The 17,656-nt window shown below is 38.2% G+C and carries 19 protein-coding genes; 9 read left to right on the top strand and 10 right to left on the bottom strand.

Annotated elements, in window-relative coordinates:
- Positions 1–29 precede the first annotated feature (29 nt).
- On the top strand, positions 30–401 hold the full coding sequence (locus ERX37_RS07295) for a winged helix-turn-helix transcriptional regulator (protein ID WP_133430014.1): 372 nt from the start codon (positions 30–32) through the stop codon (positions 399–401).
- 399 nt (positions 402–800) lie between these two features.
- Here ERX37_RS07295 and ERX37_RS07290 read toward each other — a convergent pair whose 3' ends face one another.
- The 4 genes from ERX37_RS07290 to ERX37_RS07270 all read right to left on the bottom strand — a co-directional run bounded on the left by ERX37_RS07290 (position 801) and on the right by ERX37_RS07270 (position 3,729).
- Entirely contained in the window at positions 801–1,850 is a 1,050-nt protein-coding gene (locus ERX37_RS07290; protein ID WP_133430013.1) for a 2,3-butanediol dehydrogenase, read from the bottom strand.
- A 557-nt stretch (positions 1,851–2,407) separates the two neighbouring features.
- On the bottom strand, positions 2,408–3,166 hold the full coding sequence (locus tag ERX37_RS07280) for a sulfite exporter TauE/SafE family protein (protein ID WP_133430012.1): 759 nt from the start codon (positions 3,164–3,166) through the stop codon (positions 2,408–2,410).
- Entirely contained in the window at positions 3,163–3,459 is a 297-nt protein-coding gene (locus ERX37_RS07275; RefSeq protein ID WP_133430011.1) for a rhodanese-like domain-containing protein, read from the bottom strand. Before ERX37_RS07275 ends, ERX37_RS07280 begins: the two co-directional genes overlap by 4 nt.
- Positions 3,460–3,468: 9 nt before the next feature.
- Positions 3,469–3,729 carry a metal-sensitive transcriptional regulator gene (locus ERX37_RS07270; protein ID WP_133430010.1) on the bottom strand — a complete coding sequence of 87 codons (261 nt, stop codon included), beginning with the start codon at positions 3,727–3,729 and terminating at the stop codon, positions 3,469–3,471.
- Between the two features lie 149 nt (positions 3,730–3,878).
- Between ERX37_RS07270 and ERX37_RS07265 the strand changes: the two genes are divergently transcribed.
- Entirely contained in the window at positions 3,879–6,296 is a 2,418-nt protein-coding gene (locus ERX37_RS07265) for an FAD-dependent oxidoreductase (RefSeq protein WP_133430009.1), read from the top strand.
- A 12-nt stretch (positions 6,297–6,308) separates the two neighbouring features.
- Positions 6,309–7,622: an MBL fold metallo-hydrolase gene (locus ERX37_RS07260; protein ID WP_133430008.1), complete on the top strand. Its 1,314-nt coding sequence runs from the start codon at positions 6,309–6,311 to the stop codon at positions 7,620–7,622.
- Positions 7,623–7,714: 92 nt separating this feature from the next.
- Here the strand turns inward: ERX37_RS07260 and ERX37_RS07255 are convergent, their stop codons facing one another.
- The 3 genes from ERX37_RS07255 to ERX37_RS07245 all read right to left on the bottom strand — a co-directional run bounded on the left by ERX37_RS07255 (position 7,715) and on the right by ERX37_RS07245 (position 9,983).
- On the bottom strand, positions 7,715–8,098 hold the full coding sequence (locus tag ERX37_RS07255; RefSeq protein ID WP_208001684.1) for a GIY-YIG nuclease family protein: 384 nt from the start codon (positions 8,096–8,098) through the stop codon (positions 7,715–7,717).
- A gap of 67 nt (positions 8,099–8,165) precedes the next feature.
- Positions 8,166–8,930, bottom strand: coding sequence for a TerC family protein (locus ERX37_RS07250; protein ID WP_133430007.1), 765 nt, complete (start codon positions 8,928–8,930; stop codon positions 8,166–8,168).
- Between the two features lie 219 nt (positions 8,931–9,149).
- Positions 9,150–9,983, bottom strand: a complete 834-nt coding sequence (locus ERX37_RS07245) for a YitT family protein (RefSeq protein WP_133430006.1) — start codon at positions 9,981–9,983, stop codon at positions 9,150–9,152.
- A 184-nt stretch (positions 9,984–10,167) separates the two neighbouring features.
- On the opposite strand from ERX37_RS07245, the gene ERX37_RS07240 reads away from it, so the two are divergent.
- The 4 genes from ERX37_RS07240 to ERX37_RS07225 all read left to right on the top strand — a co-directional run bounded on the left by ERX37_RS07240 (position 10,168) and on the right by ERX37_RS07225 (position 13,938).
- Positions 10,168–11,616 carry a YhgE/Pip family protein gene (locus ERX37_RS07240; protein WP_133430005.1) on the top strand — a complete coding sequence of 483 codons (1,449 nt, stop codon included), beginning with the start codon at positions 10,168–10,170 and terminating at the stop codon, positions 11,614–11,616.
- Between the two features lie 155 nt (positions 11,617–11,771).
- On the top strand, positions 11,772–12,149 hold the full coding sequence (locus ERX37_RS07235; RefSeq protein ID WP_133430004.1) for a hypothetical protein: 378 nt from the start codon (positions 11,772–11,774) through the stop codon (positions 12,147–12,149).
- A gap of 316 nt (positions 12,150–12,465) precedes the next feature.
- Complete coding sequence (locus ERX37_RS07230; RefSeq protein WP_229713196.1) at positions 12,466–13,302, top strand: alpha/beta hydrolase; 837 nt, start codon at positions 12,466–12,468, stop codon at positions 13,300–13,302.
- 30 nt (positions 13,303–13,332) lie between these two features.
- Entirely contained in the window at positions 13,333–13,938 is a 606-nt protein-coding gene (locus ERX37_RS07225; protein ID WP_133430003.1) for an SDR family NAD(P)-dependent oxidoreductase, read from the top strand.
- Positions 13,939–14,030: 92 nt separating this feature from the next.
- Here the strand turns inward: ERX37_RS07225 and ERX37_RS07220 are convergent, their stop codons facing one another.
- Positions 14,031–14,363 carry an MFS transporter permease gene (locus ERX37_RS07220; protein ID WP_133430002.1) on the bottom strand — a complete coding sequence of 111 codons (333 nt, stop codon included), beginning with the start codon at positions 14,361–14,363 and terminating at the stop codon, positions 14,031–14,033.
- 163 nt (positions 14,364–14,526) lie between these two features.
- Between ERX37_RS07220 and ERX37_RS07215 the strand changes: the two genes are divergently transcribed.
- Complete coding sequence (locus ERX37_RS07215) at positions 14,527–14,937, top strand: DUF2188 domain-containing protein (protein WP_133430001.1); 411 nt, start codon at positions 14,527–14,529, stop codon at positions 14,935–14,937.
- Positions 14,938–14,980: 43 nt separating this feature from the next.
- Here the strand turns inward: ERX37_RS07215 and ERX37_RS07210 are convergent, their stop codons facing one another.
- Positions 14,981–16,180 (bottom strand): GTP-binding protein, encoded by a 1,200-nt coding sequence (locus ERX37_RS07210; RefSeq protein ID WP_133430000.1) that lies wholly within the window; start codon positions 16,178–16,180, stop codon positions 14,981–14,983.
- A 118-nt stretch (positions 16,181–16,298) separates the two neighbouring features.
- On the opposite strand from ERX37_RS07210, the gene ERX37_RS07205 reads away from it, so the two are divergent.
- Positions 16,299–16,484 carry a hypothetical protein gene (locus tag ERX37_RS07205; RefSeq protein ID WP_133429999.1) on the top strand — a complete coding sequence of 62 codons (186 nt, stop codon included), beginning with the start codon at positions 16,299–16,301 and terminating at the stop codon, positions 16,482–16,484.
- Between the two features lie 77 nt (positions 16,485–16,561).
- Here the strand turns inward: ERX37_RS07205 and ERX37_RS07200 are convergent, their stop codons facing one another.
- Positions 16,562–17,638, bottom strand: coding sequence for a YkvI family membrane protein (locus ERX37_RS07200; protein WP_133429998.1), 1,077 nt, complete (start codon positions 17,636–17,638; stop codon positions 16,562–16,564).
- Positions 17,639–17,656: the final 18 nt, after the last annotated feature.

Here is a 17,656-nt window from a genome sequence, read left to right as displayed (position 1 = left end):
TAGTACTCTTGTATAAGGACGGGGTTTGAATGGCAAAAATCTGTAAATATGGTTTTGATGATTCTATCATCATTAATAAACGAGATCTATATGGTATTGGATTTACGCAAAATCTATTATCTGGACGGTGGAAATACTTTATTTTATGGTTTTTAAAGGATGAGAAGAAACGCTTTAGTGAAATTAAAAAATTTCTATCTGGTATTTCACAAGGATCGCTCACGAAACAATTAAAGGAATTAGAAAATGACGGTCTTATACATCGTAAAGTACACCCAGAAGTACCGCCGCGTGTGGAATATTCATTGACTGAAATGGGGATGGAAATTTTACCGATATTAAGAATGATGGAATCATACGGCAAGAAACATGGAGAACAAGCCGAAGATTATTTGTCATGATGAGCGTTTGACTTAGCGTTCATTAAAAATGATGAAGTAAGTGATAAGGAAAATCCTCGTCTTAATCGATACCCTCAAGCGTATCATCTTGGTCTGTCCAATATTATGTTGACAGACCAATTACATTGAGGTTAAAGGGATGAAAAATATGTACAATAAAATAAAAGAAGAATTAGAGATTATTAAGCATTCAATAAAGGACTCGAGAAGGTGATGTTGTAATAATTAATCAGTATATATCGTTTTCTACAATTATTGAACTGAGGAATAAATAAAAATTTCATTAAAAAAGGCTATACTTATAAAAGCATAGCCTCAGCACTAATTATATTTTCTATTGTCTACCTATGAAATTATATCTAATATCTATCAAGTTAACAAAGTATGAGAAACAATAACTTAGCTTTCACCATTTAGTTTAACTAAGATTTTTACTTGGCTTTTATCGTTTGTTAATGTTTCAAAACCTTCAGTAACAATATCATTTAATTCAATCTCTTTTGTGATTGTATTTTCAGTATCAACTTGTCCACTACCTAATAAATCAATCGTTTGTTGGTAGCTTGCTCTTGAATAAGCAATGGTAGAAGTAATTTGAACGCCTGTATTAGTTAATTGTAAAGGTGGCCAAGAAATATCACCAGCGAAAATTGATACAATAACCATTTTACCTCGAGGGCGAGTTGCATCTATTGCTTGTTTGAATGTTTGTTCTACACCAGCAACTTCAAATGATCGATCAACGCCTCCAGGAACAATAGATTTTATCGCCTCAATAGGATCTACTTCACCAGAATTAATTACGTCAGTTGCACCACATTCTAATGCTTTTTCTAGACGTTCTTTAGACAAATCTAATACAATGATTTTTCTTGCACCTGCTGCACGTGCGGCTAATGTCGTATATAGACCGATTGGGCCAGCTCCAAAGATTGCCACTGTATCCCCGAATTCTATTTCACTTTCTTTTACGGCTTGAACACCTACCGCTAAGGGCTCAATTGTTGCAGCGACACGTAATGATACTGAATCTGGTAAGTGATAAACGTTTACCTCTGGCACGTTCACTAAATCAGTGAATCCACCATCAGTGTGTAAGCCAATAAAGCTAAATCCATCATATACGTCTAATTCGTCAATACTTTTACCATGAGTAATTGTGGGATTGACTGATACACGATCGCCTACTTTGAAACCGTTAACCTCACTTCCAACTTCAACAATTGTTCCAGAAAACTCATGTCCCATAATTAAAGGTGCTTTTCCACCTGTTAATTCATCTTCTTTATCAACCGGTATAAAGACAGGACCTTCTTCGTATTCATGTAAATCTGATCCACAAATACCTGCATAACCCACTTTTACACGTACTTCGTTTGGTTTCATCTCTCTGATTTCTTTATCTTCCACACGAATATCTTTAGGACCATACCATATTGCTGCTTTCATTGATAATCACTCCTTTAGATAATATTTACTATTTATATTAATTTTATACTTGAATATGGAAGTTTTCAAATAATTTGCAAGAAAATTATAATAATTAATTAACTGTTTTAAGAATTTAGATTGTCAAATTAAGCTAGACAGTTTTTTAACTTCGATGAAACTCACAAATACTTTCAACGGTGTTCTATAGCCTAGAGGTTTTCGAGGACGATAATTGATATTTTGAACAATACTAAGGAATGATTATTGCAGTATATACTTATTATTTATTACATTCTCAGTCTTCTATTTATCCATGTCTCTCATTCATTAACATGGATGACTTTACTGTCAGTCGCATTATTATTCACTATTTTTGTCAGACAGAAGAGAATAAAAGTGGGGATTTTAAACTATTATTTGCACTAGAATCAAAAAAATGAGCGAGTATATCAGGAATATACTTGCTCATTTTATTTTGTAAGTCCTGGTATCACTACCATCTCTCTATAGAAGAGTTAGTAACGCTTCAATTTGGAAATATACCTGACTTTTTAATTTAGCTATTAATACAAAAGTTAGTTAATAATTTCAAAAACCATTTTCACCGCTGCCGCTAATATCATTAAGCTCAGAATCCACTTTAATATTCTCTGGTCTGTTTTATGGGATACTCTGACACCGAGTGGCGCAAAAATAAGACTAGATATGACGAGTGGAATCATAAGTTGAAAACTTACTTCTCCTGCAAAGGCTTTAAGTGCAAATGTACCGATGGAAGAGATAAATGCAATAACGATACTATTCGCCACAACAGTTCTGAACGGCACTTTAAAGATAGCGAGTAGCACAGGCACAATGATAAATGCGCCTCCAGCTCCTACAATGCCTGAAACGTAACCGATGACTAAGGCCGTCAGCGTCAGAAGGATATAATGATGATTCTGTTTTTCTGGCTGCGGCGTGACTTTAATGAACATTAAAATGACAGCGACAATAGCTAGAATGGTATAGACCAGATTAATGATACTTTCATCAAAAAGAGTGGCTGAATATGCTCCGGCTAAACTGCCTATTAATATGCCGATACCCATTGAAATGATAAGAGGGTAACTGAGGTTTTCGTTATTTCGCTGGCTGATACTGCCACTTAATGTACTGAAGAACACTTGTGAAGCAGTCAGACCTGCTACTTCATGAGGTGAGAGTTCGTAGCCAAATATTCTAGGAATGAAAAGGAGTAGGGGATAGATGATAATCGATCCGCCTATACCTACTAAACCAGACATAAATGCACCTATAATTCCAATGACAAGAATAATCAGCAATAAAGTCATCTGTGAAGTTTATCCCAGGCCAGCATGCCACCCTCGATATTCGTCGTGTGAATATGATGTTCAGCGAGGTAACGGCCAGCTGTTTCACTTCGTTTGCCGGATCTGCAGATCAGATAATAATCTTCATGCTGTAAGAATTCTGAAGTGTGTTCTTCTAAGCAGGATAAAGGGATGTTCTTTGCTTCGTCAATATGCCCTTCAGCGAACTCATGCTCTTCTCTTACGTCGATTAAATTAATGTGTGAAGTATTATTGATTAACGTTTCTAGTTCTTCTACAGTTATAAGTTTCATTTTGTTCTCCTATCTGCTTTTAATCAGTAAATTAACAGCCTCTTTTACAAGGTCGTCTGTATCTTCGTTATTCTTAACATTTTCCTTAACACATTCTGCCAAGTTCTCACTGACAATGACACCAATCAGGCGCTCCAGTCCGCTTCTGGACGCGCTGAGCTGAGTGACAACGTCACGACAGTCCTTGTCTTCTTCCATCATTTTAAGAACACCGTTTAACTGTCCTTGTAATCTTTTTAAACGGTTAATTGAATTTTTATCGTATTTCATGGAATCTCTCCTCATCTGTTCATCTGTGTTATCACTATATACCCCATGCGGTATTACTGTCAATTTAAAAATACCGTACGGGGTATTTGACAAAAATCAATAAACATATTATGATACCCCCATAGGTATTATGACAGGAGGAAATCAATTTGAGAAAAATAGTGATAGTCGGCGGTGTAGCAGGTGGTGCTTCTGCTGCTGCCAGACTGAGAAGATTGAATGAAACAGATCACATCACACTGGTTGAACGTGGACCACATGTATCGTTTGCCAACTGTGGGCTACCTTACTATATCGGTGATGAAATTACAGATCGGGAGAAATTACTGATTCAGACACCAGAGTTGATGGAAGCACGAATGAATATTCACGTAATGACGGAAACAGAGGCACTGAAGATTGATAGAGATCAGCAGCAGCTTTTAGTCAAAGCAGGGCAAGAGGAACAAGTCCTTGATTATGATATTCTCATTCTGTCAACGGGTGCTAAACCCATTGAAATTCCAGTTAAGGGCAAAGAAAAAAATCACGTATTTACATTAAGAAATATTCCTGACATGGACCACATAAAAAATTACATTAATGAACACCATGTTAAAACAGCAGCAGTAGTGGGCGGGGGATTCATCGGTCTTGAAATGGTTGAAAATCTACGCGCACTTGGTATTGAAGTATCACTTCTCGAACTAGGCAATCAGGTGATGCCAGGCCTTGATTTTGATATGGCAGTACAGCTTCATGAACACTTGATTCAGCAAGGTGTAGATTTAAGATTGCAGCAATCTCTTGTACATATTGATGAAGACACGGTGACAACAAGCACTGAAGAGACGATTCAAGCTGATATGGTCATCATGGCGGTTGGTGTACTTCCTGAATCGACACTTGCTGAAGCAGCGGGGTTAGAATTAGGAGTTAAGAAAGCAGTTCGTACTAATGACGTCTTTCAGACATCTGATTCATCCATCTATGCAATCGGTGATGTCAGCGAAGTAACGCACAAAATAAGTGAGGTAGAGACACATATTCCGCTTGCCTGGATTGCTAATCGTCAAGGCCGGTTGTTAGCAGATCACTTAAATGGTAAAACGATTGAACCGTTACAACCGATAGGTACAGCGATTGCCAAAGTATTTGATTTGACTGTGGCGAACACAGGATTGAATGAAAAACAACTTAAGCAGCTTGGTAAACCTTATCATGTGATTCACGTATCAGGTCAGTCTCACGCGACGTATTATCCAGGTGCGACGCCGATGACCATTAAAGTCATCTTCAGTCCGGAAGGTCAGATATACGGTGCTCAGATTGTCGGACGTCAAGGTGTCGATAAGCGCATTGATCTGATTGCAAGTGCCATGACCTTCAATCAAAAAGTAACAGATTTACAGAAAATAGAGATTGCTTATGCACCGCCTTATTCATCTGCTAAAGATCCAGTCAATATGGCAGGCTATATCGCTGAAAATGTACTCAATGATGACATGCAGATGATTCAATATGATGAAGTCGCTTCTGCCGCACAGTTAATTGATGTGCGTGAACCGATTGAATATGACATGGGGACCATCGGGGAAGCGCAGAATATTCCACTTGGTTCATTGAGAGAACGTCTGAATAAACTCGACCGTACACAGCCGGTCACTGTCTTTTGTCAGGTAGGACAGCGAGGTTATAACGCGGCACGTATTCTGAAGAATCACGGCTTTGATGTCATCAATCTGGACGGAGGCTATAAGCTCTACAAACAGATGAACGTAAAACAGCCAGTTGAGAAAAAAGTTAACAAAGAAGTCAAGAAGGAGATACCAACAGTGAAGACAGATAGACGTTTTATTGAAGCAAGTGGTATGCAGTGTCCGGGCCCTATTCTAAAAGTAAAAGAAAATATAGATGACATGCAGGAGGGTGAACAGCTTGAGATTCATGTAACAGACTTCGGTTTTTGTACGGATATTGATGCCTGGGCAAAGGCGACAGGCAATACGGTTATCAGCAATCAGACAGAGGGCGGTAAAGTAAAAGCAGTCGTTCAGAAAGGTAATAGCCTCCCTATCAATGTCATGAATGATTCAGCAGGTCATCAGTTAGTGGAAACAAAAAATGGGGCAACGATGGTAGTCTTCAGTGGAGATCTCGATAAAGCATTAGCATCCTTCATTATTGCAACAGGTGCTGCCTCTTATGGTAAGGAAGTGACGATGTTCTTCACATTCTGGGGTCTCAATGTCATCAAGCAGCCAGGCGTTAAAGTCACGAAACAAGGTCTGGACAGAGCATTCGGTAAAATGATGCCTAAACATGCGGGTAAACTGCCTATCTCTAAAATGAATATGGCAGGTGCAGGTGCACGTATGATTCGTCATGTGATGAACAAAAAGAAAGTGGACTCACTCGAAACCATGATAGAGAAAGCTCAGTCTATGGGTGTCAAAATGGTCGCATGTACGATGAGTATGGATATTATGGCTATTACAAAGGAAGAACTCATCGATGGTGTGGAGTATGGTGGTGTGGCCACTTATCTGGGAGATACGGAAAAAGCGAATTTAAATCTATTTATTTAAGGAGTGTATCATATGTTTTTTAAATCATTTTTCAATGAACAACTTGCACAGATGTCTTACTTGGTAGGCTGTCAGAAAACAGGAGAAGCAATTGTTATCGATCCGTTAAGAGACCTTACCCCTTATTTTAAAACGGCTGAACAAGAAGGGCTCAAAATCACACAAGTCACAGAGACACATATCCATGCAGATTTCGCATCAGGATTGCGAGAAATGGTCAACGCCGGGGCTAAAGGATTCGTCTCAGGGCATGGCGGTAAAGACTGGAGCTATAAAGAAGTGGAAGCAGAAACAGTAATGGATGGAGACATCATTAAAGTCGGTAATGTGAAGCTGCAAGTGATGCATACGCCAGGGCATACACCAGAAAGCATCAGTTTCCTGCTCTATGACAATGGCTCAGAGGTACCGATGGGTATATTCACAGGTGACTTTATATTCGTCGGTGATGTCGGCCGTCCTGATTTACTGGAAGAAGCTGCAGGTATTAAGGATACAACAGAGATAGGCGCACGCGAGATGTTCAACTCACTGCGCAAGGTGGATGAGCTGCCTGACTATATTCAGATATGGCCGGGACATGGTGCAGGCAGCGCATGTGGTAAGTCACTAGGTGCTGTTCCTGTGACTACATTAGGCTATGAACGTCAGAACAGCTGGGCTTTCCAGTATGATGATGAACGAGCATTTATCAAAGCATTAACAGCAGATCAGCCGGAGCCACCGACCTACTTCTCAGAAATGAAACGCATTAATCGGGATGGTTTTGAGCTGATGCATAATGATTTAGTTGTACCTGCAGAACAAATAGAGGGTCACACAATTGACTTACGAGATAAAGAAGTATTTGCAGAGAATATGAGTAGGGGAATTAATATACCTTATAATAAGAAATTCTTATCCTTTACTGGCTGGTATCTAGATTACAGCCAGGACTTACAGCTTATTGGTGATTTCGAAACAGTACAGCAAGCAGCACATGATCTTAAAATGATTGGTTTTGACAAAGTGAAAACGTACATTCCAGATGCAGCAGGTCCAGCATATCCACAAATAGAACCGACTGACTTTAAGGAACTGGATTATAGTGCAATCAATATACTAGATGTGCGGACACAGAAAGAATGGAATGAAAGTCATATAGAAGAAGCGGAACATCTTCATTTCGGTAAGCTAATGCAGGAAGAGATTCCATTTAACCAAGAAGAGAAAATCTATGTCCACTGCCAGTCAGGTGTTAGAAGTGCAATAGCGATGAGTGTACTGAATCAAAAAGGATTTAATAATATCGTTAATATAAAAAGAGGCTATGAAGCCATTAAATAACTAAACTAATACAGCACGCTGATACTTGAAACTTATCTCAAGCATCAGCGTGAATTTTATTTTGATTAATATTCTTTTTAGTTGGCATTATATCAAAAAGTTCTACTCTGCAATGCTTCTTTCCAGTACGACTCTCTCTGTAAGACAATTTTATCATCAACTTTACCATTATAGTTCTCTAGTATCGTATACTGAAAATATTTTTTCACATAATCCAATCCTTTTTCATTGACCAACGCAACCAGCTCTTTATTGCCGCCATGTCCATTCTGTACATAGTTAGACCAACGTGTCAGCAGCATCTGACTATTACTCGTTGCAGATCCAACATATAATTTTCCGTTGTTCATATCAGTGATTAGATAGACAGCCTTCTGATTTTCTAATGCAGCAATCCATTCTCTCTTACCGATATGGATGGAATGGGCGAAGGAATGAAATTTTATAAAGTCGATTCTAATCCCTGAAAATAACAAAATAACCCATCAAAGATGATTCCTCTTTGATGGGTTATTTTTTATAATCATTATTAATTCTAATCACTTATTTTTTCTGACTGAGCTTACCACTCACAATACCTGCGATAGCCATACCGAGTAATACTGTCCAGAAGATGATTTGCCACTGCCATGAGTGTGGGAATTCATGTGGCAAGATGCCGATTTTATCGTGTGCAAGGACAAGGACGAATAGTTTTACGCCGACCCAGCCGACGATGGCAAATGCTGCCAGTTCCAATGAAGGATATTTTTCAAGAATCGCAACAAAGTAATTGGCAGCGAAGCGCATGATAATAACACCGATGATACCTCCTGTGAACATAACGAGGAACTGTCCTAAGTTCAAGCCTGCGAAGTCAGGGCCGACAGGTGGCAATGTGATAGCAATTGCGATAGCAGCCAGCATAGAGTCAATAGCAAAGGCGATGTCTGCTAATTCTACTTTTAATACAGTCTTCCAGAAGCCATCCTGTTTTGTATTAACAGTTTCTGCCGCTAATTCCTGTTCGGAAGCATTTTTATGCTTGAAGTATCTTCTGATATTCTTAATAGACATGAATAAGAGATACGCGGCACCTAATGCTTGGATCTGCCAATAGTTAGCGAGAATAGTGATGATGAAGAGTGAGATGATACGGAATACTAACGCACCTAGCAAGCCATAAAATAATGCTTTCTTTCGTTCTTCAGGTTTAAGGTGCTTGACCATAACAGCCATTACGATGGCATTATCAGCGGCAAGGAGTCCTTCTAAAATGATTAATACGACGACCACCCATAAATAGGCGAGTAAAATACTTGGATCCATATTTGGAGCCCTCCTTTTAAATTTTTAACAAAAAAAGACCCATGCCAAATAAATTGGCAAAGGTCTCACTAGGCATCAGCCCTATAATCCCGGAAATGCAACGATTTCGTAATGACGAGATTATACTAGAGTTACTCCCCTTCGACAGATGTCTATAGGTATTTAATTAATATCATTATAGCATGCAAAAGTTAATTTGAAAAGAAAGTGAGCCTAAGTCTAACCTGATTTTGCAAAATTTCCGTGCACTTCAGTTGTCTCGTAGACATTGATAAAGCAGTGAGGGTCAGCTTCTTTTGCGACACGTATGGCATCCTGCAGTTCATAACGCGTCAGTACCATCACAATCATCTGAGCGGGCTTTCCTGTATAGCCTCCTCGTGTATCACTGATGGTCATACCTCTTCTAATAGATGCAATGAGCGCCTGTCTTACGGCCTCACCTTCTGACGTCACGATATTAATAGTCAGCTTGATATGAGACGTGAAGATGGTATCGATGGCTTTACCTGTAATATAGATAGAAACTAAAGTCGTAAGCGCACTGCTCCAGCCAAGAAAGAATCCTGAACAGAGGACAATGATACCATTAAGTATAGTCATAATCGCGCCGATTGAAATGTTGCTCTGGCGGGAGATGATCATCGCAATAATATCCATGCCGCCTGTTGTGCCAGAATACTTCAATATAATACCGACGCCAGCACCGCAGAGTACGCCTCCAAAAATAACATCTACAAGAGGTTCAGGTGAAATCTTGATAATAGGTATAATTGATAAAAAGAATGAGATAACCGCCACACTGAGTAGGGATTGTAACATGACTTGTCTTGGCAGTTTGAAAAAACCTAAAATAATAAGTGGCAGATTGATCAGCAAGTTGATGATACCTGTATTATATGACGTCAAAATATGAATCAAAAGTGCCGCACCACTCAGCCCACTACTTAGAACATGATGGGGGAGCAGGAAAAGATTGAAACTAATAGCGATAATAAATGAACCTATAATCGTAATCAGTGTCTTGAAAATTAAATGATCTTGAATTCGCATGTAGGACTCCTTAAATTCTATATTGGTCACATTATAACAAACTAAGTGCATCTATGTTTTTCGCAGCTTCAATTCATCAGGATAGTAATACAAGCCATTTGTTATTTTAGAAAAGTACTATGAGCAACTTATTAGATTAAAAAAACACAAATGATATAATAATATAACTTTAAGGAGGGAGAATATGTTGAAAGATTTCCAGGCATTAGCAAAGCATCCGTTTTTATTAGTTGCATTATGTGTCTTATTATTTCTGCCTATTATTTATAGTGCCGTCTTTATTTATTCGATGTGGGATCCTTATGGTCAGACAGAAGATTTACCTATTGCGATTGTCAACCATGATAAAGGTGCTAAAATTCAAAATAAAAATGAGAATCTCGGTGAACGTGTCATTAAAAAGCTGAAAGACAATGATAAGTTCAAGTGGGAATTTGTTGATCAAGATGAGGCTACAAAAGGTATTGAAAAAGGGGACTACTTTGCAGCTATTGAGTTCCCGGAAGATTTTTCAGAAAATGCATCCACAATACTTGAAAAGAATCCTAAAAAACTGACAATAAATGTGCAGAAGAATCCAGGTTATAGTTATTCAGGTCAAAGTATAGGTGATAAAAGTGCTCAGGCGGTTAAAGATAATATCTCGCTTGCCATCCGTGAGATTTATTTGAAAGAAATTTTTAGTTCGGCAACAAAAATGGAAGACAATACAAAAGAACTTTCTGCTAACTTGAAAAAAATGAAACAAGCTGAAGACCAGCTTGCGCAGGGTTCAGGTCAAGTTGATAATGGTTTAGGTCAGCTGCAGGCAGCACTTCCGTCTCCACAAAATGCAGGAGTAGCAAAGATGGCAGAAGGTTCAAAACAAGTTACATCAGGTCTGAATGGATTATCAAGTTCAACTGAGAAGATGACGGCTAAAATAGATGAGTCATTACAGAAATCTATTGATCTTTCATTTGAAAAGAAAAATGCTGAAATGCTCAGTGATCCGGTCTCTATTAATGAGAATGATGTCACTAAAGTAGATAACTACGGTCAAAGTTTTGCACCTTACGTATTGAGCTTAAGCTTATATGTCGGAGCAATTGCTTTTGTAACTATTTATCCAGTTGATAAACGCGCGGGACATACAGATAGAGCATATAAATGGTGGACGAGTAAAATGATGCTCATCCTTCTCCATGGTCTACTACAAGGCCTGTTTTTAGCCATTTTTACTATTAAAGTAATCGGTATTACGATTGAAAATCCTGTTCACTTTGTAGCAACCATCATTCTCTGGTCACTGACAGCCATGATGATTGTCACATTCTTAACAGGTGCTTTCAGCAGCATTGGTAAATTCCTGGCCATCATTGTATTGATTCTACAACTCGGTTCAAGTGAAGGAACATTCCCTATCCAGTTAACGAATAAATTTTTCCAGACATTGCACACTTATTCACCGATGACTTATGTTATTAAAGCATTGCGAGAATCGATCTTTGGCTTTAATGGGAATATCCCATATAGTCAGGCCATGATGATTATTGCGGTTATAGGGATTGTATTTGCAACTTTATTATATCTAGCGTACTTAATAAAGCTGAAAATGCCGAATATCAGATTGAATACAAGAGATTTAGACTAATTCATTTAAAAAGACTGCAGACAAACTTTCTGAAGAGAGTGAGGCTGCAGTCTTTTATTTATCTAAATGGGCAATAGCTCGAAATAACGATACGTAACATACAATATTTGGTATAATACTATTGAGTATAAAACGAAAAGAAGGCAGGGCGCGAGATGGACTTAAAGGGAGTTACCGATAAAGTTAGACACTATCCACTGAAGTTTATTCTGATAATATTTGGTGCTATTGCTTATTTAACAGCATACCGTGTTTGGGAGATCGAAGATTGGCGCATTCTTACTTTGCTACTCCTTCTAGCACTTGGCATGGGCTGGATTATATTCAGTCGCTCAGTAAATAATACGGACTTGATGATGGCATTGGATAGAGAAACTAAGAAACTGGATGCACCCATTGAAAGTATTTATCACATCACAGGCTGCAATCGTTATGAAGTGAACTTAAACGAAGAAGGTCAGTATATTTACTGGATCAGTGATGCCAATAAGAAGAAAGTATTGAAACGACTGAGAGAAGTGAATCATGGATAACTTTATTTCCTGTGAATTTTATTTCTAAGAAAGAGAAGCAGCTATTTTGAGGCTACTTCTCTATTTTTTCAGTTTTTTATTCCAATAATTGAAATGAGAGTTTCCTTTCTCACATACGCCCTACACCGTTTTAGATAGCTTCATTAATAGTTACCTTGTATACTTTTCTAGTATAAATGAAATAAGATGTGTGTGAATATATGAGTGGAGGTAGAGTGAGTGGAAGATAGGATACATAAGGAATTATTAGAAACGTTTAAAAGACAGTCACCGATGAACATTTCTGAAGAAACATTGCCGTTACTTCGGGGGTGTTATGAAAAAATTAATTCAGCCTTATATCGATGCAGGTATTACTCAGCAAGAATATATGATTAAAAATAAAATGGATAATGTAGACATCAGAGTGAAAGTGTACGCTCCGGTTAATCAATCTGCTCAATTACCAGCTGTTCTTTTTATTCATGGTGGCGGTTATATGTTTGGTTCAATAGAGGGTGATGATGCCAAGTGTGCACGATATGTAAAAGAGATCAACTGTGTAGTGGTATCAGTGGATTATCGATTAGCACCCGAAAATCCATATCCTGCTGCAATTGAAGATTGTTATGCTGCTCTTCAGTGGATGGTTAATGAACATAAAAAACTCAATATAGATACCACTAAAGTTGCTGTAGTAGGCGGCAGTACGGGCGGGGGATTAACAGCAGCATTAACATTGCTAGCGAGAGATAGAAAAGGTCCTGATGTTAAATTCCAGATGCCACTCTTTCCAATGCTTGATGATTCATGTACGACTTATTCCAGTAATGAGTTTACGGATAAACGTGTGTGGAGCAGAGATTTAAATCGCTTCGCTTGGTCTATGTACTTAAAAGGTGTGGAAGGTGACACACCGAAATATGCTGCACCGATGAGAGAGACTGACTTCAGTCAATTACCACCGACTTATACAACAGTTGGTTCACTCGACCCTTTCAGAGATGAGACGATGAACTATGTGAGAGCATTAACGGATGCAGGAGTTCCTGTTGAATTTCATCTCTATCCAGGCGGTTATCATGAATTTGAAGCAATGGTACCAGACTCGGGGATTAGCAAAAAGGCAATCAGAGAATCTATTGAAGCATTAAAAAGAGGGTTAGCAGATTGAGAGTCCAATAATAAGTAAGGAAGTGAAAGTGTGAAAAGTATATTAATAACAGGTGTTAGTTGTAAAGGTGGAATAGGCGCCAATTTAGTACGACATTTTTTAGAAGAAGGGTACAAAGTATTTGCACATGGCTCCAGTGAATATGATTATGAAATAGGTTATTCTGATGCGGGTGATTTATATCAAGATCAGTTTATAAGGTTGAGCGATTGTGATTTATCAGTATCAGAAAATATTGAATCATTGCTGTCTGAATTGGCTGACAAAGACTTCTCACATATGATTATTTGCCATGCTTATAGTACACAGTGTGAACTTGGAAAATGGAATACTGAAGATATTAATAACCATCTTATGACGAACGTGACAGCAACTATGCTACTGATTCAATATTTTAAGAAACAGTTAAAGTCAGAAAAAGGGTGCATTACTTTATTTACATCTGGTCAGCATTTAGGACCGATAATTTCTGAGATACCTTATGCTGTATCAAAAGCAGCCATTACGAATTTAGGTATGCAATGTTCATACGCGCTGGCTGACCGTAATATAAGAGTGAATGTTGTTAATCCAGGCCCGACAGATACGGGTTATATTGAAAAAGACCCTGCCATTTACCAGAAAATTGCTGATTAATAGTGAGGGAGGTTTTAATCGGTATTGCTAATATAAGATCAAGATTATTCAAGTTGAGACTCTCATGATCTTAATGTTAGTTTATGAGCGAGTCATGTCATAATGACCATTCCGCTTATTAAGATAGTGATACAGCTGGCCAGATACTCTTGATCTATGGTCATTAAGATCCGGGTTCTGAACCAGTATTGAACAGGTAGGCCTATACTTAATAAAATAGCAAAAAATAATAATTTTCTTCCCATGGATTTACCTTTCATTTTCTTAATTGAATGATTTACGAATAATCGTAACAGTGCGAGACCAAAACCGAGTGTGAGAAAGGTCATTAACAGCTTCTGAGATCCGTTTTGAGTGATAGATGTATAGGCTAATAAAGCAATCGCGATAATCGTAAAGATGATTAAAATAAATTTTTTTAACATATGAATCCTTCTTTCAAATAAGATTATAGTTAATGATATAGCGCACTTAATCCAGGAGCGATGAACAGCTTTAATCTATCTGTTGAGAAAAAGAACATAAGATGATTATTCAGAGATAATGGGGTTAAATGAATAGTGACTATATCATGGAGGAGAGATAAATATGTGGACGATGGATGATTATCCGAACAGTTGGAAAAATTTCGATCAGTTAGAGCGTAAGAAAGCGATTGATATTGGCAATGCGATGATGACAGATGGTTATAAAGAAGAGGATCTTATTCCGATTGCAACGAAACAAGCGCAGGAATGGTTTAAGGATGCATCTGATGAAGAACTGAATGAACTTAAAAACAAGAAGATTACGCAGCATAAAAAAGATTCATCAGCACGTCCAGAGCTGATGGATCATGATGTGGAAGTCTATTATGTAAATCATGCATGGCAAGTGAAGACTAAAGGAGCTAAGCGTGCTGACTCTACCCATGACACAAAAAATGAGGCAGTAAAACGTGCGAAGGAAATCGCAGAAAATAAAGATGTCGATGTCATTCAGCATAAAAAGAACGAATAATGCCATATAATAAAACTCCTAGGTCTGTGCCTAGGCGTTACTGTTATTCAGGCTGTCTGATATTCCAGCCGTACGGGTTGTCGAACTGTGTCCAGTCTTGATTCATCTCATCGAAGTTAACGAGACAAGCATCCAGTGACTGAGTGATGGCCTCTTGATCAAGATTAATACCGATAATAACGAATTTTGTATGGCGATCACCATACTCAATGTCCCATTCTTCCAGAACATCAGGTCGTTCAGAGATAATCTGATGTTTGGCGCGTTCACTCATCGCATCGACCCAGAAAGTAATAGGCTGAATATCAACAGACGGACCTGCCTGAGAGAAGAGGCAGGCTACGGTGTGATAATTGCTGAGCCAGACAATACCCTTTGCGCGTATGATAGCTGCATCCATCTTGTTCATCCAGTCATGGAAACGCTGAGGATGGAAGGGCAGACGACGATGATAGACGAATGATGAGATACCATACTCCTCAGTTTCCGGTGTATGCTCATGATGTCCAGCTGTTAATTCCTGTATCCATCCGGCAGAATCTGATACTTTTTCAAAATCAAAGCGGTGCGTATTGAGTAGGCATTCAGGTTCTACTTCGGCATGTGTTGTTTCAATGAGTAGTGCTTCAGGTTGTAATGATGTCAGTACTTGTTTCAGCTTAATTTTTTCTTCTTCAGTCACCAGATCAATTTTATTTAAAATCAGAACATCACAGAACTCAATCTGATCAATCAATAAGTCAGCAATTTCGCGGTCATCAGTTTCACCGACTTCCTGCTTGCGGTCAAGTAACTTATCACCAGACTGGAAGTCTTTTAGGAAACGATGCGCATCTACTACCGTCACCATCGTATCCAGACGGCATATCTCAGTGAGATCAATACCTAGTTCACTATCTATATAAGAGAACGTCTGTGCAACTGGAATGGGCTCAGAAATACCTGTTGATTCGATGACGATATAATCTATGCCGCCTTTTTTCACCAGTTTTTCTACTTCAATCAGTAAATCTTCACGCAATGTACAGCAGATACAGCCGTTGGACAACTCGACCAATTGTTCATCAGTTTGATCAAGACCACCGGTATTCGCAACAAGATTCGCATCGATATTAATCTCGCCCATATCATTGACGATGACTGCAATACGCATATCTCGTTTATTATGTAGTAGATGATTGAGTAATGTTGTTTTTCCTGATCCGAGATAACCACTGAGTACAGTAACAGGTACTTTATTCATTTCAACACTCCTAAAACGTAATAATTACGTTTTATAATATACCATAAAATCGCCATAAATTAAAAGGTATATATATAATATATGTTTTATAATAAAGTTATAAAAAGGAGATGTTATGATGAACAAAAGATATCAGAAAGTGTTGGCACTTTATTCAATCAGCACATTAATTCCCACATTATTAAATCGTCGTTCAGAGCGCAGTGGCTTTACTCAGTGGATAATAAAAACAGTGACGGGCTATGGCATATTTGCTGCAGGCTTAAAAGAAATGACAAAAGCAAAAAATAAAAAGACAGTATAAATTATCATTTTATGTATTGTATATATGTTCCACATGAAACGTAGAAGAGGCTTATCGGACGATAAGCCTCTTCACAATTATATTGCTTTCTTTTCTTTATGTTTTAACCATAGTGGCGCTACCATAATAATGATAACGAGCAAGTAGTTCAAGTTACCGAGAATCGGATAAACTTTCCCGACTAGCTGTGTGAAACCTACAAAGCTAAGCGCAAAACCTGCCAATGTTGCAATAGTATAAAAGATCTTGAATTTCTTAGAGTTAACTTGTGTGAATCTCGCAGCAAAGGAGTAAAACATACCGATCGCAGTATTGAAAATCATACCGAAAATAACAACTGACATTAAGATACCGAGTATTGGAGAGATTTCATTGACGATACCTAGTGTCGGCATTGGTAAATCTTTTACGTCTTCAATTTGTGAGAAGATAGCGAAATAACTGATTGTAATCATTAAGCCGAGTACAAGTCCTCCAACCAGTCCTCCGATAGCCGCTGTTTTACGGCTAACCTCTGCACCACCCATTACGATAGCCATGGCAGCACCTAAGCCGATATTCATAGAGACATAGTTCAAACCTGATACGATTAAGCTTGAAAATGGAGATTTAACCGACGTTGCAGTTGCTTCTAAAGATGACAGTGGTACATCTAAAGTCATAAAACTGTAAATGGAGATCAGTACTAAGAAACCGATAATAAAGGGTGTGATATTAGCAATGAGGCTGACGACCTTATCGACATTTAACATCCCACATAGAATAACGAGTATAGTCATTAGCAATGTGCCGACAAATGGAGGTACACCAAATTGCTGTTCTAAGTTAGACCCCGCACCTGCAAGCATAACGACACCGAAGCTGAAAAGCGTAATGATGAGAACAATATCTATAATCCAAGATAGTAACCTACCGATTACAGGATAATCCGTAATCTCTTTAATCACAAACTGATGATCCGTGGCTTTAAAGCGGCTGCCGAGCCATACTAAATTCATACCGATATAGGTAAAAAGAATAGTAGCTAGTATAGCAGCATAAACTCCCGCTAAACCGTAACTTGTGAAATATTGAAGAATTTCCTGTCCAGAAGCAAACCCTGCCCCTACAATAATCCCGATAAATGCACTACTGATAACAAATATTTTTTTCATCCAATCCCCTTTCATTTT

The sequence above is a fragment of the Macrococcus hajekii genome (assembly GCF_004359505.1).
In the GTDB taxonomy this organism is placed as follows: domain Bacteria; phylum Bacillota; class Bacilli; order Staphylococcales; family Staphylococcaceae; genus Macrococcus; species Macrococcus hajekii.
This window is presented reverse-complemented; position numbering and strand designations above follow the sequence as displayed.